Source organism: Pseudomonas sp. F2 (genome assembly GCF_057174385.1).
Genome location: NZ_CM169904.1, coordinates 4573788 through 4599361, shown reverse-complemented (window position 1 = coordinate 4599361; position 25574 = coordinate 4573788). Strand labels below are relative to the sequence as shown.

Annotated in this window: 28 protein-coding genes; 20 read left to right on the top strand and 8 right to left on the bottom strand. The window is 60.7% G+C overall.

What is annotated here, in order from left to right:
• Positions 1–12 precede the first annotated feature (12 nt).
• Positions 13–444 (top strand): OsmC family protein, encoded by a 432-nt coding sequence (locus tag AC193Q_RS20785; protein ID WP_047297486.1) that lies wholly within the window; start codon positions 13–15, stop codon positions 442–444.
• A gap of 242 nt (positions 445–686) precedes the next feature.
• On the top strand, positions 687–926 hold the full coding sequence (locus AC193Q_RS20780; RefSeq protein WP_047297485.1) for a DUF1161 domain-containing protein: 240 nt from the start codon (positions 687–689) through the stop codon (positions 924–926).
• Positions 927–932: 6 nt separating this feature from the next.
• Here AC193Q_RS20780 and AC193Q_RS20775 read toward each other — a convergent pair whose 3' ends face one another.
• Together AC193Q_RS20775 and AC193Q_RS20770 are read right to left on the bottom strand one after the other, a co-directional pair.
• Positions 933–1352: a PA0061/PA0062 family lipoprotein gene (locus tag AC193Q_RS20775; RefSeq protein WP_047297484.1), complete on the bottom strand. Its 420-nt coding sequence runs from the start codon at positions 1350–1352 to the stop codon at positions 933–935.
• Between the two features lie 40 nt (positions 1353–1392).
• Positions 1393–1815, bottom strand: a complete 423-nt coding sequence (locus AC193Q_RS20770) for a PA0061/PA0062 family lipoprotein (protein WP_121182957.1) — start codon at positions 1813–1815, stop codon at positions 1393–1395.
• A gap of 59 nt (positions 1816–1874) precedes the next feature.
• Here AC193Q_RS20770 and AC193Q_RS20765 point away from each other — a divergent pair, with 59 nt between their 5' ends.
• A complete protein-coding gene (locus AC193Q_RS20765) occupies positions 1875–2951 on the top strand; it encodes an aminopeptidase (RefSeq protein ID WP_121182955.1) in 1077 nt (358 codons plus the stop codon).
• Between the two features lie 113 nt (positions 2952–3064).
• Here the strand turns inward: AC193Q_RS20765 and AC193Q_RS20760 are convergent, their stop codons facing one another.
• Complete coding sequence (locus AC193Q_RS20760; RefSeq protein WP_121182953.1) at positions 3065–3715, bottom strand: HAD family hydrolase; 651 nt, start codon at positions 3713–3715, stop codon at positions 3065–3067.
• Positions 3716–3743: 28 nt separating this feature from the next.
• A complete protein-coding gene (locus AC193Q_RS20755) occupies positions 3744–4289 on the bottom strand; it encodes a gamma carbonic anhydrase family protein (protein WP_121182951.1) in 546 nt (181 codons plus the stop codon).
• An 89-nt stretch (positions 4290–4378) separates the two neighbouring features.
• On the opposite strand from AC193Q_RS20755, the gene prlC reads away from it, so the two are divergent.
• Together prlC and AC193Q_RS20745 are read left to right on the top strand one after the other, a co-directional pair.
• Positions 4379–6430: an oligopeptidase A gene (prlC, locus tag AC193Q_RS20750; protein WP_041074776.1), complete on the top strand. Its 2052-nt coding sequence runs from the start codon at positions 4379–4381 to the stop codon at positions 6428–6430.
• Entirely contained in the window at positions 6427–6711 is a 285-nt protein-coding gene (locus tag AC193Q_RS20745) for a YheV family putative zinc ribbon protein (RefSeq protein ID WP_007962808.1), read from the top strand. Before prlC ends, AC193Q_RS20745 begins: the two co-directional genes overlap by 4 nt.
• 45 nt (positions 6712–6756) lie before the next feature.
• Here the strand turns inward: AC193Q_RS20745 and AC193Q_RS20740 are convergent, their stop codons facing one another.
• Positions 6757–7401, bottom strand: a complete 645-nt coding sequence (locus AC193Q_RS20740) for a dual specificity protein phosphatase family protein (protein WP_483878733.1) — start codon at positions 7399–7401, stop codon at positions 6757–6759.
• A 306-nt stretch (positions 7402–7707) separates the two neighbouring features.
• Here AC193Q_RS20740 and AC193Q_RS20735 point away from each other — a divergent pair, with 306 nt between their 5' ends.
• From AC193Q_RS20735 to AC193Q_RS20725, 3 genes are read left to right on the top strand one after another with little or no spacing between them, the layout of a single operon-like run.
• The gene (locus AC193Q_RS20735; RefSeq protein WP_121182949.1) at positions 7708–8454 is read left to right on the top strand and encodes a gluconate 2-dehydrogenase subunit 3 family protein; all 747 of its coding nucleotides are present in this window, start codon (positions 7708–7710) and stop codon (positions 8452–8454) included.
• A 2-nt stretch (positions 8455–8456) separates the two neighbouring features.
• Positions 8457–10241, top strand: a complete 1785-nt coding sequence (locus AC193Q_RS20730; protein ID WP_121182947.1) for a GMC family oxidoreductase — start codon at positions 8457–8459, stop codon at positions 10239–10241.
• A 12-nt stretch (positions 10242–10253) separates the two neighbouring features.
• Positions 10254–11555 carry a c-type cytochrome gene (locus AC193Q_RS20725; RefSeq protein WP_483878732.1) on the top strand — a complete coding sequence of 434 codons (1302 nt, stop codon included), beginning with the start codon at positions 10254–10256 and terminating at the stop codon, positions 11553–11555.
• 73 nt (positions 11556–11628) lie between these two features.
• Here the strand turns inward: AC193Q_RS20725 and AC193Q_RS20720 are convergent, their stop codons facing one another.
• Positions 11629–11931 (bottom strand): hypothetical protein, encoded by a 303-nt coding sequence (locus AC193Q_RS20720; protein ID WP_095667896.1) that lies wholly within the window; start codon positions 11929–11931, stop codon positions 11629–11631.
• Positions 11932–12157: 226 nt separating this feature from the next.
• Here AC193Q_RS20720 and AC193Q_RS20715 point away from each other — a divergent pair, with 226 nt between their 5' ends.
• From AC193Q_RS20715 to AC193Q_RS20705, 3 genes are all read left to right on the top strand, one after another.
• Entirely contained in the window at positions 12158–13216 is a 1059-nt protein-coding gene (locus AC193Q_RS20715; RefSeq protein WP_047297475.1) for a PA0069 family radical SAM protein, read from the top strand.
• 238 nt (positions 13217–13454) lie between these two features.
• Complete coding sequence (locus AC193Q_RS20710; protein ID WP_047297474.1) at positions 13455–14186, top strand: carbonic anhydrase; 732 nt, start codon at positions 13455–13457, stop codon at positions 14184–14186.
• A 90-nt stretch (positions 14187–14276) separates the two neighbouring features.
• Positions 14277–15803 carry a SulP family inorganic anion transporter gene (locus tag AC193Q_RS20705; protein WP_131671843.1) on the top strand — a complete coding sequence of 509 codons (1527 nt, stop codon included), beginning with the start codon at positions 14277–14279 and terminating at the stop codon, positions 15801–15803.
• Positions 15804–15927: 124 nt separating this feature from the next.
• Here AC193Q_RS20705 and AC193Q_RS20700 read toward each other — a convergent pair whose 3' ends face one another.
• Positions 15928–16578 (bottom strand): hypothetical protein, encoded by a 651-nt coding sequence (locus AC193Q_RS20700; protein ID WP_095667899.1) that lies wholly within the window; start codon positions 16576–16578, stop codon positions 15928–15930.
• Positions 16579–16948: 370 nt separating this feature from the next.
• Here AC193Q_RS20700 and coxB point away from each other — a divergent pair, with 370 nt between their 5' ends.
• The 4 genes from coxB to AC193Q_RS20680 all read left to right on the top strand — a co-directional run bounded on the left by coxB (position 16949) and on the right by AC193Q_RS20680 (position 21378).
• A complete protein-coding gene (gene coxB / locus AC193Q_RS20695) occupies positions 16949–18076 on the top strand; it encodes a cytochrome c oxidase subunit II (RefSeq protein ID WP_047297471.1) in 1128 nt (375 codons plus the stop codon).
• 82 nt (positions 18077–18158) lie between these two features.
• Positions 18159–19745 (top strand): cytochrome c oxidase subunit I, encoded by a 1587-nt coding sequence (gene ctaD / locus AC193Q_RS20690; protein ID WP_041074772.1) that lies wholly within the window; start codon positions 18159–18161, stop codon positions 19743–19745.
• A gap of 168 nt (positions 19746–19913) precedes the next feature.
• On the top strand, positions 19914–20465 hold the full coding sequence (locus AC193Q_RS20685; RefSeq protein ID WP_483878731.1) for a cytochrome c oxidase assembly protein: 552 nt from the start codon (positions 19914–19916) through the stop codon (positions 20463–20465).
• A 25-nt stretch (positions 20466–20490) separates the two neighbouring features.
• Positions 20491–21378 carry a cytochrome c oxidase subunit 3 gene (locus tag AC193Q_RS20680; RefSeq protein WP_047297469.1) on the top strand — a complete coding sequence of 296 codons (888 nt, stop codon included), beginning with the start codon at positions 20491–20493 and terminating at the stop codon, positions 21376–21378.
• A gap of 7 nt (positions 21379–21385) precedes the next feature.
• On the opposite strand, the gene AC193Q_RS20675 is transcribed toward AC193Q_RS20680, so the two are convergent.
• Positions 21386–21589 (bottom strand): twin transmembrane helix small protein, encoded by a 204-nt coding sequence (locus tag AC193Q_RS20675; RefSeq protein WP_041073718.1) that lies wholly within the window; start codon positions 21587–21589, stop codon positions 21386–21388.
• 71 nt (positions 21590–21660) lie between these two features.
• Here AC193Q_RS20675 and AC193Q_RS20670 point away from each other — a divergent pair, with 71 nt between their 5' ends.
• Genes AC193Q_RS20670 through AC193Q_RS20650 form a run of 5 tightly spaced genes read left to right on the top strand, consistent with a single transcriptional unit; the run spans position 21661 to position 25569 of the window.
• Entirely contained in the window at positions 21661–22401 is a 741-nt protein-coding gene (locus tag AC193Q_RS20670; protein WP_121182929.1) for an SURF1 family protein, read from the top strand.
• Entirely contained in the window at positions 22367–22960 is a 594-nt protein-coding gene (locus AC193Q_RS20665) for a hypothetical protein (RefSeq protein WP_095669263.1), read from the top strand. Before AC193Q_RS20670 ends, AC193Q_RS20665 begins: the two co-directional genes overlap by 35 nt.
• Before the next feature lie 10 nt (positions 22961–22970).
• On the top strand, positions 22971–24050 hold the full coding sequence (locus tag AC193Q_RS20660; protein WP_047297466.1) for a COX15/CtaA family protein: 1080 nt from the start codon (positions 22971–22973) through the stop codon (positions 24048–24050).
• Positions 24038–24937, top strand: coding sequence for a heme o synthase (gene cyoE, locus AC193Q_RS20655; protein ID WP_047297465.1), 900 nt, complete (start codon positions 24038–24040; stop codon positions 24935–24937). The genes AC193Q_RS20660 and cyoE overlap by 13 nt, the downstream gene beginning before the upstream one ends.
• Positions 24934–25569 carry an SCO family protein gene (locus tag AC193Q_RS20650; protein WP_007962772.1) on the top strand — a complete coding sequence of 212 codons (636 nt, stop codon included), beginning with the start codon at positions 24934–24936 and terminating at the stop codon, positions 25567–25569. Before cyoE ends, AC193Q_RS20650 begins: the two co-directional genes overlap by 4 nt.
• The last annotated feature ends 5 nt before the right edge of the window (positions 25570–25574 follow it).

Below are 25574 nucleotides of genomic sequence, written 5' to 3'. Positions count from 1 at the left end.
GAGGAGGCAGACATGGCTATCGTGAAGAAAGCATCCGCACATTGGGCAGGCGATCTGAAAACCGGCATCGGCTCGATCTCTACCGAGACCGGCGTCCTCAGAGAAGCGCCTTACGGCTTCAAGGCCCGCTTCGAGGGCGGCAAAGGTACGAACCCGGAAGAACTGATCGGCGCCGCCCATGCCGGCTGTTTTTCCATGGCGTTTTCAATGATTCTCGGTGATGCGGGCCTGAAGGCCGAAAGCATCGATACTCAGGCAGAGGTCACACTGGACCAAGTGGATGGCGGCTTTGCCATCACTGCAATCAAACTGATTCTCAAGGCGAAAATCCCGGGCGCTACTCAGGCGCAGTTTGAAGAACTGAGCACCAAGGCCAAGGAAGGGTGCCCGGTATCCAAGGTATTGAATGCGAAGATTACCCTTGAGGCTTCGCTGGTCAGCTGATTTACGCAGGCTTCGACAAATGCGTTGCTGGCACAGACGCCTTCGCGGGCAAGCCCGCTCCCACAGGATTTGGGTCGGCCCCTAACCTGTGGGAGCGGGCTTGCCCGCGAAGGCGATTTGAATAGCACCGCAATTGCTGAAGATGTGAGCGACATCAGAACCTGCGCTGCAAGAATATGGTCGAATAAGTGACAGCAGCTTCAGCGCACGCCCGTGCGCGCTGCCCCATGGAGCTTCAGGATATGAAACGTATTGGCTTGGCGATCCTCTGCAGTGCACTGGCCACTTCGGTTTTTGCGGCACCGAAAGACTGCGAAGAACTCAGGAAAGAGATCGAAATAAAGATTCAGGCTAAAGCAGTGCCGTCCTACACACTGGAAATCGTCAGCAAGGAAGAAGCCGCAAAACATGACATCGCCATGGTGGTCGGTTCATGTGAGAACGGCAGCAAGGCGATCATCTATCAGAAGAACGACAGCTGAGTCGTCTCAGTTAATGCAGTTGTAGTCGCGATCCTCGGCGACGATTTCGCGTTTGGCGTTGTACAGTCGGGCACTCGGAGTGAACCCTAGCGAACGACCTTCCAGCAGATAACGCTGACCGGCTTCGAAATGGTCGTAACGGATGTACAGGTAGCACAGGCGCTCGACCGGGCCAGTCATTAGCGCACCGCCGCCTCCAAACACCTCGAAGTCAAACCGCACCCGCAGCTCGTGGCTACCAGGCGTGACCTGAAAGAAACGCCCATCGGTCAGCCGTTGATTGTCCAGGCGCTCGGCCATCAGCAATTTGCCGCCCGGGGTCGGGGTTGAGAAGTCGACCCAGGCCATTTGCGGATCGACCGGTGGCAGTGGCGTCTGGCAGCCGGCGATAGCGCCGACTGCGAGCAACAACATCAACTTGCGCATGATGGATGTCCAAGGATTCAGACCTCCAGCATAGCGCTGATCACGTGCGCTGACAGCCTGCCGGCGTGCCTTGGCCGACCACGTTGCGCTGCTCGTCATAGAGCTTCGCCCATGGCCGGAAGCCGATGCTGCCAGCTTGCAATTGATAACGCTGTCCGGCGTTGAATTCCTTGAATGTCAGCTTCAACTGGCAGTCGCGCCATAGCGGTTCGGCATCGGGGCCGATGTTGGTGGCTTCGACCGGGAATTGGTAGCGCACCTGTAATTGGTGGCTACCGGGCTCGACCTCAAAATAACGTTTATCGACGGTCGCCTTGTCATCGACCTTCAGCGCTTGCAGCGCCGTGTCCTGTTGCCGGGCATCGAGATCGATCCAGGCTTGCGAGGGGTCAGGGTCGGGCATTCCGAATCCGGCACATCCGGCCAGCGTCAGCAGGCCTCCTGTCAGCAACAACATGCGCATAGCGAAGCTCCAAATGGCGGGATAGTCTTGCGGGCAGACTTTCCAAAGGATTTTTTATTTTGAGCAGGCCGCTTCCAAGCCATGGGTTACTTGATCGCGTTTTTCGGATTTTGTTTCCGGGTGTGATGTTTTTGTTGCTCAACGGTTGTTCCAGCGTCAGCTATTACAGCCAGTTGGCGAGCGGCCAATTGCAGTTGCTGCGCGCGCGCGAGCCAGTGGCCAAGGTGATCGCCGACCCGAGCCGCGACGCCAAGCTGCGCACGCACCTGAGCCAGTCACAGAAGGCCCGGGACTTTGCCAGCGAACAGCTGCACCTGCCGGATAACCAGAGCTATCGGCTGTACGCCGACATTGGCCGGCCCTATGTGGTGTGGAACGTGTTCGCCACCCCGGAGTTTTCCCTGAAGCCGCAGAACCATTGCTTCCCGATCGCCGGATGCGTTGCCTATCGCGGCTACTACAGCCAGAGCGCCGCGCGCGGCGAAGCGGCGATCCAGCGTCTGCAAGGCATGGATGTGTCGATTGGCGGCGTCGAGGCCTATTCGACCCTCGGCTGGTTCAATGACCCGATCCTCAATTCGATGATGGGCTGGGGCGATGAGCGCCTGGCCACGCTGATCTTTCACGAACTGGCGCATCAGCGCTTCTATGTGAAGGACGACACCGAGTTCAACGAGTCCTTTGCCACGTTTGTCGAGCAGGAAGGCACCCGCCAGTGGCGGGCATTTCGTGGCCTGCCTGCGGATACCGACTCGCGGCTAAAGCAGCGTGATCAGTTCATTGAGCTGGTGCTGGAAACACGCTCACGCCTGGAAAAGCTCTACGCCCAGCCGCTACCGGCCGAGCAGATGCGCGAACGCAAAGCGGCGACGTTCGAGCAGTTTCGGCGCGATTACCGGGTCATGCGCGACAGCCAGTGGGCTGGGGACAAGCGTTATGACGCGTGGGTGAATCTGCCGCTGAACAATGCGCGGTTGTTGCCGTTTGGACTGTATGACCAGTGGGTGCCGGCGTTTGCGGCGCTGTTCAGGCAGGTTGGCGGGGATTGGGGGCGGTTTTATGTTGAGGTCGAGAAGCTAGGCGGGTTACCTGTCGCGGAGCGTAAAGCGGCCTTGAAAACTTTGGCCGGATCTTGAACTGATGTCGGCTGATCCGGCCTCATCGCTGGCAAGCCAGCTCCCACATGGATTCAGGTGAACCTGCGCACACTGCTCACCTGTGGGAGCTGGCTTGCCAGCGATGGCGCTGATCAACGCCGCAAAAACGCCTGATGCAACTCGGCCAACGTCTCAAAGTGATAAGCCGGCGCCTCGGCACTCAACTCTTCAAAACTGCCAAACCCATACCCCACCGCCGCCGCGTCCACGCCGTTGCTGCGCGCGCCGATCAGGTCGTGCTTGCGATCGCCGATCATCAGCGTGTTGCGCGGATCCAGCCCTTCTTCAGCGATCAGATGCGCAATCAGCTCGACCTTGTTGGTCCGCGTGCCATCCAGCTCACTGCCGTAGATCACCTTGAAGTGTTTGGCGAAGTCGAAGTGCCGGGCGATTTCCCGGGCGAACTCCCAAGGCTTGGAGGTGGCGATATAGAGCTGTCGTCCCTGGCCGCTCAGGGTTTCCAGCAGCGGCGTGACGCCCTCGAACACTCGGTTCTCGTACAGCCCGGTGACCTTGAAGCGCTCGCGATAGAAATTCACCGCCTCCCAGGCCTTGGCCTCGTCGAAGCCATAGAACTGCATGAACGCCTGCAACAACGGCGGGCCGATGAAGTGTTCGAGTTTGCTCAGGTCCGGCTCGTCGATGCCGAGTTTGCTCAAAGCGAACTGGATGGAACGGGTGATGCCTTCACGCGGGTCAGTCAGGGTGCCATCGAGGTCGAACAATACAGTCTGGTAATGCATGAGAAATCCTGAGCAGGTGTAGGTCGAATCAGAGCTGATCGTAGCCTTCGGCCAGATGCAGGTCCTTGAGCTTCACGTAGTTCGCCGCGCTGTAGGTGAAGAAGGCACGCTCCTTGTCGGTCAACGGGCGGATCTGTTTTACCGGGCTGCCCACGTACAGGAAACCGCTTTCAAGGCGCTTGCCCGGTGGCACCAGGCTGCCGGCGCCGATGATTACGTCATCCTCGACCACCGCGCCGTCCATGACGATGCTGCCCATGCCGATCAACACGCGACTGCCAACGGTGCAGCCATGCAGCATGACCTTGTGGGCGATGGTCACGTCATCGCCGATCAGCAGCGGGAAACCGTCCGGGTTGAACGGCCCGGCGTGGGTGATGTGCAGCACGCAGCCGTCCTGCACGCTGGTGCGCGCACCGATGCGGATGCGGTGCATGTCGCCACGGATCACGGTCAGCGGCCACACGGAGCTGTCTTCGCCGATTTCGACGTCGCCGATCACCACCGCGCAGGCGTCGACAAACGCGCCTTTACCAAGCTGCGGGGTGTGATTCTGGTACTTGCGAACGGACACGATAATTTCTCTCTCTGTCGCCGATAGCTGCGGTGAGTGCCGATTGTAATTAAGATGGGCGCATGTTTCTCCCAGCCAAGGTGCCAACCGTGAGCGTGAACAACCCTCTTCTGCAGTCCTACGACCTGCCGCCGTTCTCCACGATCCGTGCCGAACACGTGCTGCCAGCCATTGAAACCATCCTGGCCGACAACCGCGCCGCCATCGCCGAAATCCTCAAGACTCAAGTCGAGAACCCGACCTGGGCCGGCCTGGTATTGGCGATGGACGAACTCAATGATCGCCTCGGCGCTGCGTGGAGCCCGGTCAGCCACCTCAACGCCGTGTGCAACAGCGCTGAACTGCGCGAAGCCTACGAGTCGTGCCTGCCGGCCCTGAGCGCCTACTCCACCGAGATGGGCCAGAACCGCGAGCTGTTCCAGGCTTATGAAGCGCTGGCCAACAGCCCGGAAGCCGCCAATTTCGACGTGGCGCAAAAAACCATTCTGGAACATGCCCTGCGCGATTTCCGTTTGTCGGGTATCGACCTGCCGGAAGCCGAACAGAAGCGTTACGCCGAAGTGCAGAGCAAACTGTCCGAGCTGGGCAGCCGCTTCTCCAACCAGTTGCTCGACGCCACGCAAGCCTGGACCAAGCACATCACCGACGAAGCCGCCCTCGCCGGCCTGACCGACTCGGCCAAGGCGCAAATGGCCGCTGCCGCACAGGCCAAAGGCCTTGATGGCTGGCTGATCACCCTGGAATTCCCGAGCTACTACGCGGTGATGACCTACGCCCAGGATCGTGCCCTGCGGGAAGAAGTCTACGCCGCCTACTGCACCCGTGCGTCGGATCAAGGCCCGAACGCCGGGCAGAACGACAACGGCCCGGTGATGGAAGAGATCCTCGACCTGCGTCAGGAACTGGCAAAACTCTTGGGCTTCGCCAGCTTCTCCGAGCTGAGCCTGGCCACGAAAATGGCCGAGTCCAGCGATCAGGTGCTGAGCTTCCTGCGCGACCTGGCCAAGCGCAGCAAACCGTTTGCCGCGCAGGATCTGCAGCAGCTGCGCGCCTTCGCCGCCGAACAGGGCTGCGCCGATCTGCAGAGCTGGGACAGCGGTTTCTACGGGGAAAAACTCCGCGAGCAGCGCTACAGCGTCGCTCAGGAAACCCTGCGCGCCTACTTCCCGATCGATAAAGTCCTCGGCGGCCTGTTCGCCATCGTTCAGCGTCTGTACGGCATCGAGATCGCTGAACTGAAAGGCTTCGACACTTGGCACCCGGATGTTCGCCTGTTCGAAATCAAGGAGAACGGCCAGCACGTCGGGCGCTTCTTCTTCGACCTCTACGCCCGCGCCAACAAGCGTGGCGGCGCGTGGATGGACGGTGCCCGCGACCGTCGCCGCACCGTCGACGGCGTGCTGCAAAGCCCGGTGGCCAACCTGGTGTGCAACTTCACCCCGGCCGACAGCGGCAAGCCTGCGCTGCTGACCCACGATGAAGTGACCACCCTGTTCCACGAATTCGGCCACGGCCTGCATCACCTGCTGACCCGCGTTGATCACGCCGGTGTTTCCGGGATCAACGGCGTGGCGTGGGATGCGGTCGAGCTGCCAAGCCAGTTCATGGAAAACTGGTGCTGGGAGCCGGAAGGCCTGGCGCTGATTTCCGGTCACTACGAAACCGGCGAGCCGCTGCCACAGGACCTGCTGGAAAAAATGCTCGCGGCGAAGAACTTCCAGTCCGGGCTGATGATGGTCCGTCAGCTGGAATTCTCGCTGTTCGACTTCGAACTGCACGCCACCCATGGTGACGGCCGCAGCGTGGCGCAAGTGCTGGAAGGCGTGCGCGACGAGGTGTCGGTGATGCGTCCACCGGCGTACAACCGCTTCCCCAACAGCTTCGCGCACATCTTCGCCGGCGGTTACGCGGCGGGCTATTACAGCTACAAGTGGGCGGAAGTGCTGTCGGCGGATGCTTTCTCCAAATTCGAAGAGGATGGCGTGCTCAACGCCGAGACCGGTCGCGCCTTCCGCGAAGCGATTCTGGCGCGTGGCGGTTCGCAGGCCCCGATGGTGCTGTTCGTCGACTTCCGTGGCCGTGAGCCATCGATTGACGCACTCTTGCGCCATAGCGGCCTGAGTGAGGACGCAGCAGCATGAGTGAGGCACCTGTGATTACCAAGAAGCGCTTTATCGCCGGGGCTGTCTGCCCGGCGTGCAGCGAGCCGGACAAACTGATGATGTGGAACGAGGACAGCGTGCCGCACCGCGAGTGCGTGGCCTGCGGTTACTCGGATACGCTGAACGAGCAAGGGCTGTCGGTTCCCAAGGAACTGGGCACGCGGGTCAATACCAGCGCGCTCAAGCCGGCGCCGGACAAGACGGTCCAGGCCGTGCAGTTCTTTCCGAATCCGAAGCTGAAGAAAAAGTCCGAAGACTGAGCCGGCAAATAACCCTCCACGGTGCAATGCCGTGGAGGGTGCGGCTTACTTGAGGTTGACTGACTGGAACCAGCTCTTCATCGAGCAAGTGGCAAAGGCACTGGTGCTGCAGTCGCCGTTGGCCAGCGCGGCGCGCAGTTTATCGACATCGGCCTGCATCACGTAGCGCACGCCATCCTTGAAATGGCCGCTTTCACCAAAACCGCCCTGCGTCATTTCATTCAGCGCGTCTTCCTTGCTCCAGCCTTGCACTACGATTCGGTACATCGCCGCCATCAGGCCGGTGCGGTCAGAACCGTGTTTGCAGTGCATCAGCACCGGGCCGTTGGCTTCGGCAGCCTGAATCGCGCGCAGTGTCTTGAGCACATCGGCGTCATCGACGTGGTTGGTGCGATAAGGCAGTTGCACTTGATGGATGCCCGGCTCGGACAGCCAATTGCTGTCGGCTTCCGGCAGGAAGTTGATCACCGTCGCCACTTTGAGATTTTTCAGCAACGGCACCGCGCCGCCATCCGGCAAGGCACTGCGGTACAGCGTTGGCGACATCTGGAACAGGTTGTACTGCACTTCTACCGGTTGCGCCCACTCCGGCGGGCGCGATGTGACAGCGGCATCAGCCTGGGCCGGCATCAAGTGCAGCAGAGCGACAAGCGACAAACACAAAACAGGAAAAAGACGCACTCGAGACATGCTGGGCTGACCGTAATCGGGATTCATCAATGAAAGGCCTCGCAGCTTCCACGTCTGACGGTCAAAGCCCTGTGAGGCTCTTGTCAAAGAATTGTGAATCCGGGCGATTTCATTGAGCGCCGGGTAAAAAACCGAGGCTTTTTCCCACTGAATCGGTTCATCCCGATGATTAGCCTGCTACCATTTGTCACACGATGTTGCAGGCGTCCCCCTTTTCCCGGTCAAACGGGCCGCGCGCCGCGACGAAAAACTGCTCAAGCCGTTCGCAGAAACGGACAACCATCAATGCCTGATGAGGTGCACCCCATGTCTGATGCAGATCGAGACAACCCGCGGCGTGAGTTTTTGCGCAAATCCCTGACCCTGATTCCCGTGGTTACCCTCGCCGGCACCGGCTTGGGCAGCAGCGTGTTGCAAGCTGCCCCTGAAGCCACCCCGACGACGCCCGCAGCAACACCGGCCCAGGCTGACGCCAGCGCTTATCAGCCGAGCTATTTCACCGCTGAGGAATGGGCCTTCATCAACGCCGCCGTGGCGCAATTGATCCCTAATGACGAGCAAGGCCCGGGTGCCCTGGAAGCCGGTGTGCCGGAATACATCGACCGCCAGATGAACACCCCGTACGCCGCGGGTGCCCTGTGGTACATGCAGGGTCCGTTCAACGCCGACGCTGCGCCGGAGATGGGCTGGCAGAGCAAACTGGTGCCCAAAGAGATCTATCGCCTGGGCATCGCTGCCACGGATCAGTGGGCAAAATCCCTCAACGGTAAAACATTTGCCGAGCAAGACAGCGCTACCCGAGACGATTTGCTCAAGCAACTCGAAGCGGGAAAACCGCAGTTCGATGCGGTTCCAGCGAAGATTTTCTTCAGCCTGCTGCTGCAAAACACCAAGGAAGGGTTCTTCTGCGACCCGATCCACGGCGGCAATAAAGGCATGGTCGGCTGGACCATGATCGGCTTCCCCGGCGCCCGCGCCGATTTCATGGATTGGGTGGAACGCAACGAGCAGTACCCCTTCCCGGCAGTTTCGATTCGCGGCGAGAGGGCTTGAGCATGGCAACCGTAATGAAGAAGGTCGACGCGGTGATCGTCGGTTTTGGCTGGACTGGCGCGATCATGGCCAAGGAGCTGACCGAAGCCGGGCTCAACGTGCTGGCGCTGGAGCGCGGGCCGATGCAGGACACCTACCCTGACGGCAACTATCCACAGGTGATCGACGAACTCACCTACAGCGTGCGCAAAAAACTCTTTCAGGACATCTCGAAAGAAACCGTCACCATCCGCCACAGCGTCAACGACATTGCCCTGCCGAACCGCCAGTTGGGTGCATTCCTGCCGGGTAATGGCGTCGGCGGCGCCGGTTTGCACTGGTCGGGCGTGCATTTTCGCGTCGATCCGATCGAACTGCGTATGCGCAGCCATTACGAAGAACGCTACGGCAAACGCTTCATCCCCAAGGACATGACCATTCAGGACTTCGGCGTCAGCTATGAAGAGCTGGAACCGTTTTTCGATTTCGCCGAGAAAGTCTTCGGCACCTCGGGCCAGGCCTGGACCGTGAAAGGTCAACTGGTCGGACAGGGCAAGGGCGGCAACCCTTACGCACCGGATCGCTCCAATCCGTTCCCGCTGGAAGCGCAGAAGAACACCGTTTCCGCACAACTGTTCGGCAAAGCGGCGGCAGAGGTCGGTTACAAACCCTACAACCTGCCGTCGGCGAATACTTCAGGCCCGTACACCAACCCTTACGGCGCACAGATGGGCCCGTGCAATTTCTGCGGATTCTGCAGCGGTTACGTGTGCTACATGTATTCCAAGGCGTCGCCGAACGTGAACATTCTGCCAGCGCTCAAGCCGCTGCCGAATTTCGAATTGCGGCCCAACTCGCATGTGCTGCGGGTCAATCTCGACAGCACCAAGTCCAAGGCCACCGGCGTGACTTACATCGATGGCCAGGGCCGCGAGATCGAGCAGCCGGCGGATCTGGTGATCCTCGGCGCTTTCCAGCTGCACAACGTGCGCCTGATGCTGCTCTCGGGCATCGGCAAACCGTACGACCCGATCAGCGGCGAAGGCGTGGTCGGGCGTAACTTCGCCTACCAGAACATGGCGACCATCAAGGCGTTCTTCGACAAGGACACCCACACCAACAACTTCATCGGTGCCGGCGGCAACGGTGTGGCGCTGGATGATTTCAACGCCGACAACTTCGACCACGGCCCGCATGGCTTCGTCGGCGGCTCGCCAATGTGGGTCAACCAGGCTGGCAGCCGGCCGATTGCCGGCACCTCGAACCCGCCCGGCACGCCGGCCTGGGGCAGCCAGTGGAAACGCGCGACCGCCGATTACTACACCCACCAAGTATCGATGGACGCCCACGGCGCGCACCAGTCCTACAGAGGCAACTACCTCGATCTGGATCCGGTGTACCGCGATGCCTACGGTTTGCCGCTGCTACGCATGACCTTCGACTGGCAGGAAAACGACATCAAGATGAACCGCTTCATGGTCGAGAAAATGGGCAAGGTCGCCCAAGCCATGGGCCCGAAAGCCATTGCGGTGATCGGCAAGCAGGTCGGTGATCATTTCAACACTGCGGCCTACCAGACCACCCACCTCAACGGTGGCGCAATCATGGGCACCGATCCGAAAAAGAGCGCCCTGAACCGTTACCTGCAGAGCTGGGACGTGCACAACGTGTTTGTGCCAGGCGCGTCGGCGTTCCCGCAAGGACTGGGTTACAACCCGACCGGATTGGTGGCGGCGTTGACCTACTGGTCGGCCAAGGCGATCCGCGAGCAGTACCTGAAAAACCCCGGCCCGCTGGTTCAGGCTTAAGGAGCGATGACCATGAACAATCTCGTTATCGCCACCCTGGCCCTGCTCGGCAGTGCTGCCGTGCACGCCGCCGACGTCGATCAGGCGTTGATCAAACAAGGCGAATACCTCGCCCGCGCGGGTGACTGCGTGGCCTGCCACACGGCCAAGGGCGGCAAACCGTTCGCCGGCGGCCTGTCGATGGAAACGCCGATCGGCACGATCTACTCGACCAACATCACCCCGGACAAAACCGGCGTCGGTGATTACAGCTTCGAGGACTTCGACCAAGCGGTGCGCCACGGCGTCGCCAAAAACGGTAGTACGTTGTACCCGGCGATGCCGTATCCGTCCTATGCCCGGGTCAGCGAAACAGACATGCAGGCGCTGTACGCCTACTTCATGCACGGCGTTGAACCGGTGGCGCAGGAGAACAAGGCCAGCGACATCCCATGGCCGCTGAGCATGCGCTGGCCGCTGATGGGCTGGCGCTGGCTGTTTGCGCCGAAAGTCGAGGACTACAAGGCCACTTCGGACGACCCGGTGATCGACCGCGGCGCCTATCTGGTCGAAGGCCTCGGCCATTGCGGCGCCTGCCATACGCCACGAGCCCTGACCATGCAGGAGAAATCCCTGAGCGCGGCAGATGGCAAGAGCTTCCTCGCCGGCAGTGCGCCGCTGGAAGGCTGGATCGCCAAAAGTCTGCGCGGTGATCACAAGGATGGCCTGGGCAGCTGGAGCGAAGCGCAGTTGGTGCAGTTCCTCAAGACCGGACGCAGCGACCGCAGCGCAGTGTTCGGCGGCATGAGCGATGTGGTGACTCACAGCATGCAATACATGACCGACGCCGACCTCACTGCGATTGCCCGCTACCTCAAGTCACTGCCGGCAGTTGATCCGAACGATCAGCCGCACCAGTACGACGAGAAAGCCGCCAAAGCCCTGTGGAACGGCGACGACAGTCAACGCGGCGCAGCGGTGTACATCGACAACTGCGCGGCCTGCCACCGTACCGACGGCCACGGCTACACCCGGGTGTTCCCGGCGCTGGCGGGCAATCCGGTGCTGCAATCGGAAGACCCGACCTCGCTGATCCATATCGTGCTCAAGGGCGGCACCCTGCCGGCCACCCACACCGCGCCATCGACCTTCACCATGCCGGGCTTCGCCTGGCGCTTGTCGGATCAGGAAGTGGCGGACGTGGTGAGTTTTATCCGTGGCAGTTGGGGCAACAAAGGCGCCCCGGTGAGCGCAGACGAGGTCCGTCATCTACGCACCAGCGACATGACCACCACCTCGGCTGATGATCTTGGTCAGGTAACCCGCAGCAACTAAAAAAAGCCCTGCCCGTATTTAATACGGGCAGGGCTTTTTGTTCAGATCACAACTAAGCTGACGCCTGACCAGATTATGGATTCATGATACTGACATAAGCCTTGGCCAGCGCCAGCAACTTGGCTTTATCATCTGCATCAATATCACCATCCCCATCGACATCTTTTTCATTACTGACATCGAACGTTTCGCCACCGTCATAGGACGATGCAATGATGATCCGCGAATCCAGCAGAGAGTCGGTCGGCACGGCGTTTTCTGCGTCCCAGCCAGATTGCTTTTGCGCAAACTGCATGGACACCAGTACTTCATCCGGATCAACCGGAGTCGGACCAAGTTTCTGCAAAAAGATGCCGCGATGGTTAAAGTAAGACACGTTTAATTCCTTTTAAAATATTGAATAACAGAAAGACAACAAGACGAATAATAACGACATTGCAAGTTGTACTTCCAGTTGAAAGATGTGTCTTCGGTTTGCGATAAATATATATATCAATCCATGAACCACGGACTGGTGTTGGTGCGCCGAATCGCCGAACGGCACTGGCTGTTTCCTCGATCCAGCGATACTGTATGCACATACAGCAATCAGGACACTTGCGATGCACACGCCCTTGCCTCCTCGTGGTCGCGGCACTGCGACCAACCCGCACAACCGCTTCGCGCCGAATCGTTCGGTAGCCGAGGACGACGGCTGGTATCAGGAAGTGCCCGAGACACAGAACACCGAGGTGATGATCGAGACCGCGAAAACCATCATCACCCGCAATACCTCGCCGGACCTGCCCTTCGATCGTTCGATCAATCCCTATCGCGGCTGCGAGCATGGCTGCATCTATTGCTACGCGCGGCCCAGCCACGCTTATTGGGACATGTCGCCGGGACTGGATTTCGAAACCCGGCTGATCGCCAAGACCAACGCCGCCCAGGTGCTGGAAGAACAGCTTGGGAAAAAAGGTTATCAATGCGCGCCGATCAACCTCGGCTCCAATACCGACCCGTACCAACCCATCGAACGTGAACACCGGATCACCCGCCAGACCCTCGAGGTGCTGCTGCGCTACCGGCACCCGGTGACCATCGTCACCAAGGGCTCGCTGATCCTGCGTGACCTCGATCTGCTCACGGAACTGGCGCAACAACGGCTGGTGGCGGTGATGATCAGCCTGACGACGCTGGACGATGAACTCAAACGCATCCTCGAACCCCGTGCCGCGGCACCCAAGGCCCGGTTGCGGGCGATCCGGGTGATGCGCGAAGCGGGCATTCCGGTGGGGGTGTTGTGTTCGCCGATGATTCCGATGATCAACGACAGCGAAATCGAAAGCCTGCTGACCGAGGCGCATGCGGCGGGTGCGCAAAGTGCCGCCTACATGATGCTGCGCCTGCCCCTGGAGGTGGCGCCGCTGTTCGAGGAGTGGCTGCACGCGCACTATCCGCAGCGCGCGGCCCATGTCCTGAGCCTGATCCGCCAGAGCCGTGGCGGCGAGCTCTACGACAGCCGTTTCGGTGCACGGATGCGCGGCGAAGGGCCGTTCGCCGACTTGCTCGCGCAACGCTTTGCCAAAACGATCAAGCGTCTCGACCTCAATCATCGCGAGGGCTATGACCTCGACTGCAGCGCCTTCTGTCCACCGGGTCGCCAGATGTCGTTGATTTAGCGACAATTGGCCCTGTGGTTGAGGGGCTGGAATCCTTCCGCCGTAACCCTCAGTCACGTTTTTTGTGACCTGGAACACACGTTCTAGAGCGCTTGATTCAGTTTCAGTTAAGTTTCGGCGGCTACCTTGTTCATCGAGTGACTGACGGGTCGGGATGGCCCGGATGTTTTAAACAGCCACTGGCTTCATACCGGAATACACGGGAATGACTCCCCGAATCCGCCAAAGAGGATGAATCATGAGTGACAAGGATAAACAGCCGTTGGCTGCGTCGGCGCAAGCCGTCCCTGGGGCGCAATCCGCCGATGCAGCGCTGCGAACGATCGTTGACGGCTTTTTGCATTTTCATCATGAGGTCTTTCCGCAACAGGAAGAACTCTTCAAGAAACTCGCCACGGCGCAATCGCCACGGGCGATGTTCATCACCTGTGCCGACTCGCGCATCGTGCCCGAGCTGATCACCCAGAGCTCGCCGGGCGATCTGTTCGTGACCCGTAACGTGGGCAACGTCGTACCGCCTTATGGCCAGATGAACGGCGGCGTTTCCACCGCCATCGAATACGCGGTACTGGCGCTGGGCGTGCAACACATCATCATTTGCGGCCACTCCGACTGCGGCGCCATGCGCGCAGTGCTCAATCCGGACAGCCTGGAAAAAATGCCGACAGTCAAAGCCTGGCTGCGCCATGCGGAAGTGGCGAAGACCATGGTGCATGACAACTGCAACTGCACCGACGAAAAAGAAAGCATGCCGATCCTCACCGAGGAGAACGTCATCGCCCAACTGCAGCACTTGCGTACCCATCCTTCGGTAGCCTCACGCATGGCGAACGGTCATCTGTTCATCCATGGCTGGGTCTACAACATCGAAACCAGCGAAATCAAAGCTTACGACGCGGATCAGGGACGCTTCCTGCCGCTCGACGGCAGCCATCCGATTCCGGTGGCGACGCCCAAAGCGCGCTTCTAAATCCTCCTAAAAATCTGTGTGGTTTGACGCCGGCCGCTGTTTCAGCGGTGCGGCGAAGCCACGCCTGAAGAAAACTTCGGGAGAGTCACCATGCGTGCTGCTCAATTGAAAGCGGTTCTGCCACGGGAGTTGCTGGCTTCGGTGGTTGTGTTTCTGGTCGCCCTGCCGCTGTGCATGGGTATTGCGATTGCTTCCGGGTTGCCACCGGCCAAAGGCCTGATCACCGGGATCATTGGTGGTCTGGTGGTCGGTTGGCTGGCGGGCTCGCCGTTGCAAGTCAGCGGGCCGGCGGCGGGGCTGGCGGTGTTGGTGTTCGAGCTGGTGCGCCAGCACGGGATCGAGATGCTCGGGCCGATTCTGCTGCTCGCCGGTTTCCTGCAGCTGGTGGCCGGGCGTTTGAAGCTTGGGTGCTGGTTTCGGGTGACGGCGCCCGCGGTGGTGTACGGCATGCTTGCGGGGATCGGTGTGCTGATCGTTCTGTCGCAGGTGCATGTGATGCTGGATGCCAAGCCGCAGCCCTCGGGTCTGGATAACCTCACAGCGTTCCCCGGCGCGGTGGCGCAAGCCTTGCCGTCATTTGGCTGGCAGGCCGGATTGCTCGGGCTGGCGACCATTGCGGTGATGTGGCTCTGGGAAAAATTCCGTCCGCATTCGCTGCGCTTCATTCCCGGTGCGTTGCTCGGCGTTGGCCTGGCCACGGGTGCCAGCCTGCTGCTGGCGTTGCAGGTGAAACGGGTCGAGGTGCCGGAGAATCTGGCCGAAGCCATCGACTGGCTGAAACCGGCGGATTTGCTCAGCCTTACTGATCCAACCCTGCTGATTGCGGCTTTTGCCGTGGCGTTCATCGCCAGCGCCGAAACCCTGCTGTCTGCAGCAGCAGTAGATCGCATGCACAGCGGTGTGCGCTCGGACTTCGACCGTGAACTCTCAGCGCAAGGCGTCGGCAACATGCTTTGCGGACTGGTCGGCGCGCTGCCGATGACCGGGGTGATCGTGCGCAGTTCGGCCAACGTCCAGGCTGGCGCGACCACCCGCTATTCGACGATCTTCCATGGTTTGTGGCTGCTGGCGTTCGTGCTGTTGTTGTCGAGCGTGCTGCAAAGCATTCCGGTGGCGAGTCTGGCAGGCGTGCTGGTGTACACCGGTTTCAAACTGGTGGATCTCAAGGCCTTTCGCGGGCTGGGCCGTTACGGGCGGATGCCGATGTTCACCTACGCCGCCACGGCGCTGGCGATCATCTTCACCGACCTGCTGACCGGTGTGTTGATCGGTTTCGGTCTGACGATGTTGAAACTGGCATTCAAGGCTTCGCGCCTGAAGATCAGCCTGATCGACCTGCCGCAGGACGGTGAGATGGAATTGCGTCTGGTAGGCGCGGCGACCTTTCTCAAGGTACCGGCACTGACTCAGGTGCTGGGCAGCATTCCAGCGGGCACAACGGTGCATGTGCCGCTCAATCACCTGAGCTACATCGACCATTCGTGTCTGGAGTTGCTGGAGGAATGGGGCCGGGCGAATGCGGCGAAGGGGTCGAAGCTGTTGATCGAGTCGCGCGGGTTGAAGCGGCGGTTGGAGGGACGGGTTCGCACAACAACAGGCATCGGCGCTGCCGGTTAAATCTCCGGAGCGAACTCAACCCCTGTAGGAGCTGCCGCAGGCTGCGATCTTTTGCTCTTGATTGTTAAAAACAACATCAAAAGATCGCAGCCTGCGGCAGCTCCTACATTGGATTGTGTGTAACTCAGGCAGCGGGCTGATCCAGCTCCAGGCCAACGCCCAGACGGCGGCCCATGCACGGCCAGCGCTTCCAGGCGGCACCGGTGTCCGGGCTGCTCAGTTTGTCGCGGTAGGCTTCTACCGATTCCAGCGCAAAACTCTCGTCGTCGAGCATCTCGTCGATGGCGTGATGCACGGCTTCGTCCAGTTGATTGGCAAATTCCTCACCGATCAGTTGGTGAGCAATCAGATTGGCGACCGTCATGTCCAGGGGGATCAGTGGCTGGCCGAAATGCTTGATGTACAGGTCGTTGACCTCTTCGACAAAGCGGTGCGCCAGATAGGCTTCGTCCAGCAGGCTGTCCAGACCGACATGCCCGGACATGATGGCCGGCGGCTGGAGGAAATACTGCTCGGCTATTTTCAGCACCGGCTTGATCTGCGATTCGATTCCCGCTTCCCTGGCGACTTCATTGGCTGCATCCAGCAGATCTGGCACTTCATCGATGTAGGCGGCGACAAAACGCGTCAGCACACCTTGGGCGTCGGCTTCCGGCAACTGGATCGCCGGGTGTAAATGAGGCAGCTTGCTTTCCAGCTGACGGGTCAGCAGGCCGGTTTCCTTCTCGTGTTGTTGGGCTTTTTGGATCTGCTCGCGCAATGCGGCGGTGTTCATGAAAACTCCAGGGAACAAGGCAATGAAATAGGGAAGACATAAGTTAGCTGGCTTACGAAAAATGCTAAGACGCATTTGTCATAATTATTTCATCCTTGATGCAGCAGCGTTATATCGGTTCGCCACCACTCGTCTGCATCCTTCTCCATTCGTGCCCTTTAGCGCAAGTCCCGGCTGTTTCAGAACATTAACGCCACGACATTGCAATTCCCGACGGCTGTCTATACTCGCCATTGAATGGAGTTAGCTGATGACGCCCGACTGCCCACGCAGCAAGGCCCGGCGATTCAAGTTCGTAGTCTGATGCAGCCGCTCCCTTGCCGAAGGCGTTGCGCCTACGGGATAACAAGAACGATAAGGGGAACCCGCAATGATGCGACATCCACACGTCTGGATGGGCCTCCTGTTGTGGTCGATTTTCAGCCCGGCCCAGGCGGCCTGGACTGTGAATATGGCGCCTGGAGCGACTGAAATCAGTCACGCAGTATTCGACCTGCACATGACCATTTTCTGGATCTGTGTGGTGATCGGGATCATCGTCTTCGGTGCCATGTTCTGGTCGATGATCGTGCATCGCCGCTCGACCGGGCAGGTCGCCGCAAAATTCCACGAAAGTACCACCGTCGAAATTCTCTGGACTGTCGTGCCGCTGCTGATCCTGGTGGCGATGGCGGTTCCGGCGACCGCCACCCTGATCCGCATGTACGACACCAGTGAGCCGGATATCGATATCCAGATCACCGGTTATCAGTGGAAGTGGCACTACAAATACCTGGGTCAGGACGTCGAATTCTTCAGCAACCTGGCCACCCCCGCCGAACAGATTCACAACAAGGAAGCCAAGGGCGAGCACTACCTGCTCGAAGTCGACAAGCCGCTGGTGCTGCCGGTCGGCGCCAAGGTGCGCTTCCTCGTGACTTCCGCCGACGTCATCCACTCGTGGTGGGTGCCGGCCTTCGCGGTCAAACGCGATGCGATTCCGGGGTTCGTCAACGAAGCCTGGACGCGCATCGACAAGCCCGGCCTCTACCGTGGCCAGTGTGCCGAGTTGTGCGGCAAGGACCACGGCTTCATGCCGATCGTGGTCGACGTCAAGGAGAAGGCCGACTACGACAAGTGGCTGGCCGAGCGCAAAGCCGAAGCCGCACAGCTCAAGGAGCTGACCAGCAAGGAATGGACCCTCGACGAGCTCAAGGAACGCGGCGACAAGATCTACCACACCACCTGCGTCGCCTGTCACCAGGCCGAAGGCCAGGGCCTGCCGCCGATGTTCCCGGCGCTCAAGGGCTCGAAAATCGCCACCGGGCCGAAAGAAGGCCACTTGAGCATTGTCTTCCACGGCAAACCCGGCACCGCCATGGCCGCATTCGGCAAGCAGTTGTCGGAAGTCGATATCGCAGCGGTCGTGACCTACGAACGTAACGCCTGGGGCAACAACAAAGGCGACATGGTCACACCAAAAGAAGTGCTTGAGCTCAAACAGGCGGAAAGCAAATGAGCCGGTCCATTGCGTACTTCGTCAATCGGTCGGGGCCGCGCGCCCCGGCCCGCCCACTCCACTCACATGAAGGAGACCGGCCATGAGCGCTGTCATCGATGACCACGGTCACGCCGACCACGCCCACGGCCCCGCCAAAGGCCTGATGCGCTGGGTGCTGACCACCAACCACAAGGACATCGGCACGCTGTACCTGTGGTTTGCCTTCTGCATGTTTCTGCTCGGCGGCACGTTCGCCATGGTGATCCGCGCCGAGCTGTTCCAGCCCGGGCTGCAGATCGTCGAACCGGCGTTCTTCAACCAGATGACCACCATGCACGGCCTGGTGATGGTCTTCGGGGCGGTGATGCCGGCGTTCGTCGGCCTCGCCAACTGGATGATCCCGTTGATGATCGGCGCGCCGGACATGGCCCTGCCACGGATGAACAACTTCAGCTTCTGGCTGCTGCCGGCGGCGTTCCTGCTGCTGGTCTCGACCCTGTTTACTGCCGGTGGCGGGCCGAACTTCGGCTGGACATTCTACGCCCCGCTGTCCACCACCTACGCGCCGGAAAGCGTCACCTACTTCATCTTCGCCATCCACTTGATGGGGATCAGTTCGATCATGGGCGCGATCAACGTGATCGCCACCATCCTCAACCTGCGCGCCCCCGGCATGACCCTGATGAAAATGCCGTTGTTCGTCTGGACCTGGCTGATCACCGCGTTCCTGCTGATCGCGGTGATGCCGGTGCTGGCCGGGTGCGTGACGATGATGCTGATGGACATCCACTTCGGCACCAGTTTCTTCAGTGCCGCCGGTGGCGGTGATCCGGTGCTGTTCCAGCACGTGTTCTGGTTCTTCGGGCATCCCGAGGTGTACATCATGATCCTGCCGGCCTTCGGTGCCGTCAGCCAGATCATCCCGACCTTCTCGCGCAAGCCGCTGTTCGGCTACACCTCGATGGTCTACGCCACGGCGAGCATCGCGTTCCTGTCGTTCATCGTCTGGGCGCACCACATGTTCGTGGTCGGCATCCCGCTGGTGGGCGAGCTGTTCTTCATGTACGCGACCATGCTGATCGCCGTCCCGACAGGGGTGAAGGTGTTCAACTGGGCCAGCACCATGTGGCAAGGCTCGCTGACTTTCGAGACGCCGATGCTGTTCGCCGTGGCGTTCGTGATCCTGTTCTCGATCGGCGGTTTCTCCGGGCTGATGCTCGCTATCGCTCCGGCGGACTTCCAGTACCAGGACACCTACTTCGTGGTCGCGCACTTCCACTACGTGCTGGTGCCGGGGGCGATCTTCGGCATCTTCGCCTCGGCCTATTACTGGCTGCCGAAGTGGACCGGGCACATGTACGACGAAACCCTCGGCAAGCTGCATTTCTGGCTGTCATTCGTCGGCATGAACCTGACCTTCTTCCCGATGCACTTCGTGGGACTGGCGGGAATGCCGCGACGGATTCCGGACTACAACCTGCAGTTCGCCGACTTCAACATGGTCTCCTCGATCGGCGCGTTCATGTTCGGCGCCACGCAGATCTTCTTCCTGTTCATCGTGATCAAGACCATTCGTGGCGGCGCGCCAGCCCCGGCCAAACCGTGGGACGGCGCCGAGGGCCTGGAGTGGAGCGTGCCGTCGCCGGCGCCGTATCACACCTTTACCACGCCGCCGGAAGTGAAATGAACACGAATCGCCCTGTGGGAGCGAGCCATTGTGGCGAGGGAGCTTGCTCCCGCTGGGTCGCGAAGCGGCCCCAAGAGCGTTGCGTCTGCTTCGCAGCCGAGCGGGAGCAAGCTCCCTCGCCACAGATCCTCATTCCTACAGGGATTCGTCGTGTTGAGGGCTTGCACCATGGCTGACTCGATCTCGCTGAAAAAACTGGTCACCCGCCTGCTCGGCGTGGTGGTGGCGATGTTTGTCTTCGGCTTTGCCCTGGTGCCGATCTACGACGTGATGTGCAAGGCCTTCGGCATCAACGGCAAGACCGCCGGGCAGTACGAAGGCGAGCAGGTGGTGGACAGTTCTCGGCAAGTTCGCGTGCAGTTTCTGTCGACCAACAACATCGACATGCCGTGGGAGTTCTACCCCAAACACGATGAGTTGACCGCCCACCCCGGCGCGGTCAACGAGATGATCTTCGTCGCGCGCAATCCCACCGACAAACCGATGAGTGCGCAAGCCGTGCCGAGCATCGCGCCAAGCAATGCGGCAGCGTATTTCCACAAGACCGAATGCTTTTGCTTTACCCAGCAGGTGCTGCAGCCCGGTCAGCAGATCGAGATGCCGGTGCGTTTCATCGTTGACCGCGACATGCCCAAGGACGTGAAGCACCTGACGCTGTCCTACACGCTGTTCGATATCACCGCCCGACATCCTCCGGTGGCTGCAAACACTGGCGGTTAAGCGTGCCCGATAAGGAGAACAATAAATGGCAACTCATGAGCACTATTACGTTCCGGCCCAGAGCAAATGGCCGATCGTCGCCACGGTGGGGATGTTCGTCACCGTGTACGGCCTGGCGACCTGGTTCAACGATCTGAAGGCCGCGCGCCCTGAATCCCACGGGCCACTGATCTTTTTCGTCGGCGGACTGTTGCTGGCGTACATGCTGTTCGGCTGGTTCGGCGCGGTGATCAAGGAAAGTCGCGCCGGGCTGTACAGCCCGCAGCTCGATCGCTCGTTCCGCTGGGGCATGAGTTGGTTCATCTTTTCCGAGGTGATGTTCTTCATCGCCTTCTTCGGTGCGCTGTTCTACGTGCGGCATATTTCCGGCCCGGCGCTGGGGGGCGAAGGGCCGAAAGGCATCGCCCACATGCTCTGGCCGAACTTCCAGTTCACCTGGCCGCTATTGCACACGCCTGACCCGAAACTGTTCCCGCCGCCCAAAGAAGTCATCAGCCCGTGGGGACTGCCGCTGATCAACACGATTCTGCTGGTCAGCTCCAGTGTGACCATCACCATCGCCCACCATGCCTTGAAGAAGGGCCATCGCGGCGCGCTGAAAGTCTGGCTGGCGATCACTGTGCTGCTGGGCTGCGGCTTCCTTGCCTTGCAGGCCGAGGAATACATGCACGCCTACCACGAACTGGGCCTGACCCTGGGTTCGGGCATCTACGGCGCGACGTTCTTCATGCTCACCGGTTTCCACGGTGCCCACGTGACCATCGGCACGATCATTCTGTTCGTAATGCTGATGCGCATCATGAAGGGCCATTTCGATGCCGAGCATCAGTTCGGCTTCGAAGCGGCGAGCTGGTACTGGCACTTCGTCGATGTGGTGTGGATCGGCTTGTTCATCTTCGTTTATGTGCTTTGAGCACTGATCACCAAGGCGCGTGCGACACCAGTTGGCCGCTGTAGAAGCCCCAGGCAATCAAGCCGACGGTGGCAGCGGCCAGGGCCACCCGAACACTCAAGGCGATCACCAGACGATTGGAGCTGCTGTCGTCCTTGACCAGGAAAAACAGGCCGCTGAACAGGCTGATCACCGTGGCAATCAGCAGCACGACAATGGCTGCTTTGAGCATGGGAAGAACTCCGGGGGACAGGCGATGCAGTTGAGTATAGCGATCGCGACGACTGCCTTTATGGCGCGGCCATGAAGCGCTTCCGCCCGGGCGTGATACCGACCGTGGTGGTGGCGCTGTTGCTGCCGTTGCTGGTGTCGCTGGGCTTCTGGCAACTAGGACGGGGCGCGGAGAAAACCGCCCTGCTCGCCAGTTATGCCGAGCGGCGCGCAGCCGAGCCGATGGCCAGCAGCGAATTGCTGCACAGCGCCGACCCGGCCTTTCGCCGCGTTCATCTATATGGTCAGTTCGATAGCGCTCACAGCCTGTTGCTGGACAACCGTCAGCGTAACGGCAAGGTTGGCATCGAGTTGCTGCAACCGTTTCAGGATCGGGCCAGCGGCCTGTGGCTGCTGGTCAATCGCGGCTGGCTGTCGTGGCCGGACCGTCGGGTAACGCCGCAATTCTCCACCCCCGTCGATGCCGTGAGTCTGGACGCCTGGGTGTACGTCGCCCCCGGCGCGACCTTCCAGTTGCACGCCGACCCGGCCAGCAGCACCTGGCCGCAAACCGTCACCGCCGTGGAGCCGGCCAAACTGTGGCAAACCCTTGATCGCGAGGGCTTCGCCTATGAACTGCGCGCCGAACCCGGTCCCGCCAGTTATGAGGCCGACTGGCCGGTCGTGGCCATGGGTCCGGAAAAACACCTCGGTTACGCCGTGCAGTGGTTCGCCATGGCCACCGCCCTGCTCGGTCTCTATGTCTATTTGGGCTTGCACAACGCAAAGGAGAACCACCATGGGAACGGCCATGAATCCACCCAGCATGTCTGAGGCGAAAACCCCGACCACCCGCCGCCGTGGACGGATCCAGCTGTTGCTGATTGTGCTCGGCGTAGTGGGCCCGATGATCCTTGCCACCGGCATGTACAAATTGCAGTTCTGGGTGCCGGAAGGTCGCAGCTATCACGGCGAACTGATCGGCAACGGCCAGACCCGCGCCGACCTCGGCGTGCAGGCCGATGAGCAGCGCTGGCAGATGCTGGTGACCGCGCCGAAAGATTGCGCAGTGGACTGTCAGCAACTGGTGTACCTCGCCCGGCAGATTCAGATCGGTCTCGGTCGCGATGCCGGACGCGCCAGCCATGCCCTCGCCACTGCCCAACCGTTGAGCAGCGACTACGAAGCAAAACTGAGCCGCGAATACCCGCAACTGCAACGCTACCCGCTGGACACCGCAGCGTTGAGCAAAGCCACTGGCGACAAGGCCGTGCCGCAGCTGTGGATCATCGACCCGCACGGCAACCTCGTACTGCGCTACGACCCGAGCGTGAAGGGCAAGGATCTGCTCAACGACCTGCGCCACCTGCTGAAACTGTCGAACATCGGATAAGGGCATCGTCATGGCCAAACCTGGATTTCGCCTCGCGCTGTTTGCCACCCTGCTGGCACTGATCGTCGTGCTGCTCGGCGCCTACACCCGCCTGACCCACGCCGGCCTGGGCTGTCCGGACTGGCCGGGCTGCTACGGCTTTATCAGCGTGCCGAAAAGCGAAGCCCAACTGGCCCATGCCGAACTGCATTACCCCGACTCGCCAGTGGTGGCGCACAAGGGCTGGAACGAGATGATCCACCGCTACTTCGCCGGCACCCTCGGCCTGCTGATTTCGGTATTGGCCGGGCGCGCCTGGGTCAATCGCAGCCATCCGGGACAGCCGCTGAAGCTGCCGCTGTTTCTGCTGGCGGTGGTGTTCGCGCAAGCGGCATTCGGCATGTGGACGGTGACGCTCAAGCTCTGGCCGCAAGTGGTCACCGGGCACTTGCTCGGCGGTTTTGCGACCTTGAGTCTGCTGTTCCTGCTGACGTTGAGGCTGTCCGGCGTACTGCCGGCGCTGACCGTGCCCAAGCGCTTGCAGTATTGGGCGACGGCGGGGCTGTTGCTGGTGATCGGCCAGATTGCCCTCGGCGGCTGGGTCAGCTCCAACTACGCGGCAGTGGCCTGCATCGATTTCCCGACCTGCCACGGCCAATGGCTGCCGCCGGCGGACTTTGCCAACGGCTTTCACTTGACCCAGCACATCGGCCCGAACTACCTCGGCGGGCAACTCGACAGCGATGCGCGCACGGCGATTCACCTGACTCACCGTATCGGTGCACTGCTGGTGACATTGGTGCTGCTCGGTCTGGCCTGGCAACTGAGAGCCGTCGGCATGACCCGGCTCGCCGGGCTGGTGCTGATCGCCCTCGGCGCACAGATCACCCTTGGCATCAGCAACGTGCTGTTCCATCTGCCACTGCCGGTGGCCGTGGCGCACAACGCCGGTGGCGCCGCGCTGCTGCTGACCATGGTGCTGGTCAATTACCACGCGCGCACCAGTCTGGTTCGGGTCAAACAGCCGATGATGGCGCGCTGGCGTCTGAGCCCGCGTAAACATTCGGCTGCGCCCATCACGATAAAAGGAGAAACGCCATGGCGCTTCTGATCGGCGAACGTCCCGCGCAAGCGCTGTGGCGTGACTATCTGGAGCTGACCAAGCCAAAAGTGGTGGTGCTGATGCTGATCACCTCGCTGGTCGGCATGTTCCTCGCGACCCGCGCCGGGGTGCCATGGACGGTGCTGGTGTTCGGCAACCTGGGGATCGCGCTGTGTGCCGGCGGCGCGGCGGCGGTCAACCATGTGGTGGACCGGCGCATCGACGCGGTGATGGCGCGCACGCACAAACGACCGTTGGCCGAGGGCCGGGTTTCACCGGCGGCGGCGCTGACCTTTGCGCTGGTGCTGGCGCTGCTCGGGCAGGCGATGCTGCTGACGTTCACCAATCCGCTGACGGCATGGCTGACACTGGCTTCGCTGCTGGGTTACGCGGTGATCTACACCGGTTTTCTCAAACGCGCGACGCCTCAGAACATCGTCATCGGCGGCCTCGCCGGCGCCGCCCCACCGCTGCTCGGCTGGACTGCCGCTACCGGCCATGTCAGCGCCGAACCGTTGCTGCTGGTGCTGATCATCTTCGCCTGGACGCCGCCGCACTTCTGGGCGCTGGCAATCCATCGCAAGGAGGAATACGCCAAGGCCGACATTCCGATGCTGCCGGTGACCCACGGCGAGCACTACACCAAGGTGCATATTCTGCTGTACACCTTCGCCCTGCTCGCGGTGAGTCTGCTGCCGTACGTGATTCACATGAGCGGCGTGCTCTACCTGATCTGCGCCCTCGCCCTCGGCGCAAGGTTTCTGCAATGGGCCGTGGTGCTGTACCGTGGCACTCGGCCGCACGCGGCGATCAACACCTTCAAGTACTCTATTTATTACTTGTTCCTGTTGTTCATCGCCCTGCTCGTAGACCACTACTTACTGTTGAACCTATGACTCGAACCCAGAAAACCGTCTTCATCCTCGTCGCCGTGATCGCGCTGATCCTGGGACTGACCGTCAACAAAGTGCTGAGCGGCAAGGGCCAGGGCGACCCCACCGCACTGATCGACGCCGGCATCATCCTGCTGCCGCAGAGCCGCACCCTGCCGGGCGTGACCATGACCAATCAGGACGGCCAACCGGTCGCCATCGACGAGTTGAAAGGCAAATGGAGCCTGCTGTTCTTCGGCTACACCTTCTGCCCCGACATCTGCCCGACCACCCTCGCGCAGCTGCGCCAGATCAAGAGCGAATTGCCCAAGGATGCTGTGGATAAATTGCAGATCGTGCTGGTCAGCGTAGACCCGAACCGCGACAACCCGCAGCAGCTGAAGCAGTACCTGGGCTACTTCGATCCGCAGTTCGTGGGACTGACGCCGAAGTCGATCGAAGAGCTGCAGAAAGTCGCGAATGCGGTGAGTATTCCGTTCATTCCGGCCGACACCAGCAAGCCGAATTACACGGTGGATCACAGCGGCAATCTCGCGGTGATCGGCCCGGACGGCACGCAACGCGGGTTCATCCGGGCGCCGCTGAACAACGCCAAACTGGTGGCGCAGCTGCCAGTAATGCTCAACCGCAAATAATGCAG

Excerpts from the sequence above, each read along its gene's own strand:
- AC193Q_RS20785 (WP_047297486.1), top strand. The coding sequence starts at position 13 with ATGGCTATCGTGAAGAAAGCATCCGCACATTGGGCAGGCGATCTGAAA.
- AC193Q_RS20780 (WP_047297485.1), top strand. The coding sequence starts at position 687 with ATGAAACGTATTGGCTTGGCGATCCTCTGCAGTGCACTGGCCACTTCG.
- AC193Q_RS20775 (WP_047297484.1), bottom strand. The coding sequence starts at position 1,352 with ATGCGCAAGTTGATGTTGTTGCTCGCAGTCGGCGCTATCGCCGGCTGC.
- AC193Q_RS20770 (WP_121182957.1), bottom strand. The coding sequence starts at position 1,815 with ATGCGCATGTTGTTGCTGACAGGAGGCCTGCTGACGCTGGCCGGATGT.
- AC193Q_RS20760 (WP_121182953.1), bottom strand. The coding sequence starts at position 3,715 with ATGCATTACCAGACTGTATTGTTCGACCTCGATGGCACCCTGACTGAC.
- AC193Q_RS20745 (WP_007962808.1), top strand. The coding sequence starts at position 6,427 with ATGAGTGAGGCACCTGTGATTACCAAGAAGCGCTTTATCGCCGGGGCT.
- AC193Q_RS20740 (WP_483878733.1), bottom strand. The coding sequence starts at position 7,401 with ATGTCTCGAGTGCGTCTTTTTCCTGTTTTGTGTTTGTCGCTTGTCGCT.
- AC193Q_RS20735 (WP_121182949.1), top strand. The coding sequence starts at position 7,708 with ATGTCTGATGCAGATCGAGACAACCCGCGGCGTGAGTTTTTGCGCAAA.
- AC193Q_RS20730 (WP_121182947.1), top strand. The coding sequence starts at position 8,457 with ATGGCAACCGTAATGAAGAAGGTCGACGCGGTGATCGTCGGTTTTGGC.
- AC193Q_RS20725 (WP_483878732.1), top strand. The coding sequence starts at position 10,254 with ATGAACAATCTCGTTATCGCCACCCTGGCCCTGCTCGGCAGTGCTGCC.
- AC193Q_RS20715 (WP_047297475.1), top strand. The coding sequence starts at position 12,158 with ATGCACACGCCCTTGCCTCCTCGTGGTCGCGGCACTGCGACCAACCCG.
- AC193Q_RS20710 (WP_047297474.1), top strand. The coding sequence starts at position 13,455 with ATGAGTGACAAGGATAAACAGCCGTTGGCTGCGTCGGCGCAAGCCGTC.
- AC193Q_RS20705 (WP_131671843.1), top strand. The coding sequence starts at position 14,277 with ATGCGTGCTGCTCAATTGAAAGCGGTTCTGCCACGGGAGTTGCTGGCT.
- AC193Q_RS20700 (WP_095667899.1), bottom strand. The coding sequence starts at position 16,578 with ATGAACACCGCCGCATTGCGCGAGCAGATCCAAAAAGCCCAACAACAC.
- coxB (WP_047297471.1), top strand. The coding sequence starts at position 16,949 with ATGATGCGACATCCACACGTCTGGATGGGCCTCCTGTTGTGGTCGATT.
- ctaD (WP_041074772.1), top strand. The coding sequence starts at position 18,159 with ATGAGCGCTGTCATCGATGACCACGGTCACGCCGACCACGCCCACGGC.
- AC193Q_RS20685 (WP_483878731.1), top strand. The coding sequence starts at position 19,914 with ATGGCTGACTCGATCTCGCTGAAAAAACTGGTCACCCGCCTGCTCGGC.
- AC193Q_RS20680 (WP_047297469.1), top strand. The coding sequence starts at position 20,491 with ATGGCAACTCATGAGCACTATTACGTTCCGGCCCAGAGCAAATGGCCG.
- AC193Q_RS20675 (WP_041073718.1), bottom strand. The coding sequence starts at position 21,589 with ATGCTCAAAGCAGCCATTGTCGTGCTGCTGATTGCCACGGTGATCAGC.
- AC193Q_RS20670 (WP_121182929.1), top strand. The coding sequence starts at position 21,661 with ATGAAGCGCTTCCGCCCGGGCGTGATACCGACCGTGGTGGTGGCGCTG.
- AC193Q_RS20665 (WP_095669263.1), top strand. The coding sequence starts at position 22,367 with ATGGGAACGGCCATGAATCCACCCAGCATGTCTGAGGCGAAAACCCCG.
- AC193Q_RS20660 (WP_047297466.1), top strand. The coding sequence starts at position 22,971 with ATGGCCAAACCTGGATTTCGCCTCGCGCTGTTTGCCACCCTGCTGGCA.
- cyoE (WP_047297465.1), top strand. The coding sequence starts at position 24,038 with ATGGCGCTTCTGATCGGCGAACGTCCCGCGCAAGCGCTGTGGCGTGAC.
- AC193Q_RS20650 (WP_007962772.1), top strand. The coding sequence starts at position 24,934 with ATGACTCGAACCCAGAAAACCGTCTTCATCCTCGTCGCCGTGATCGCG.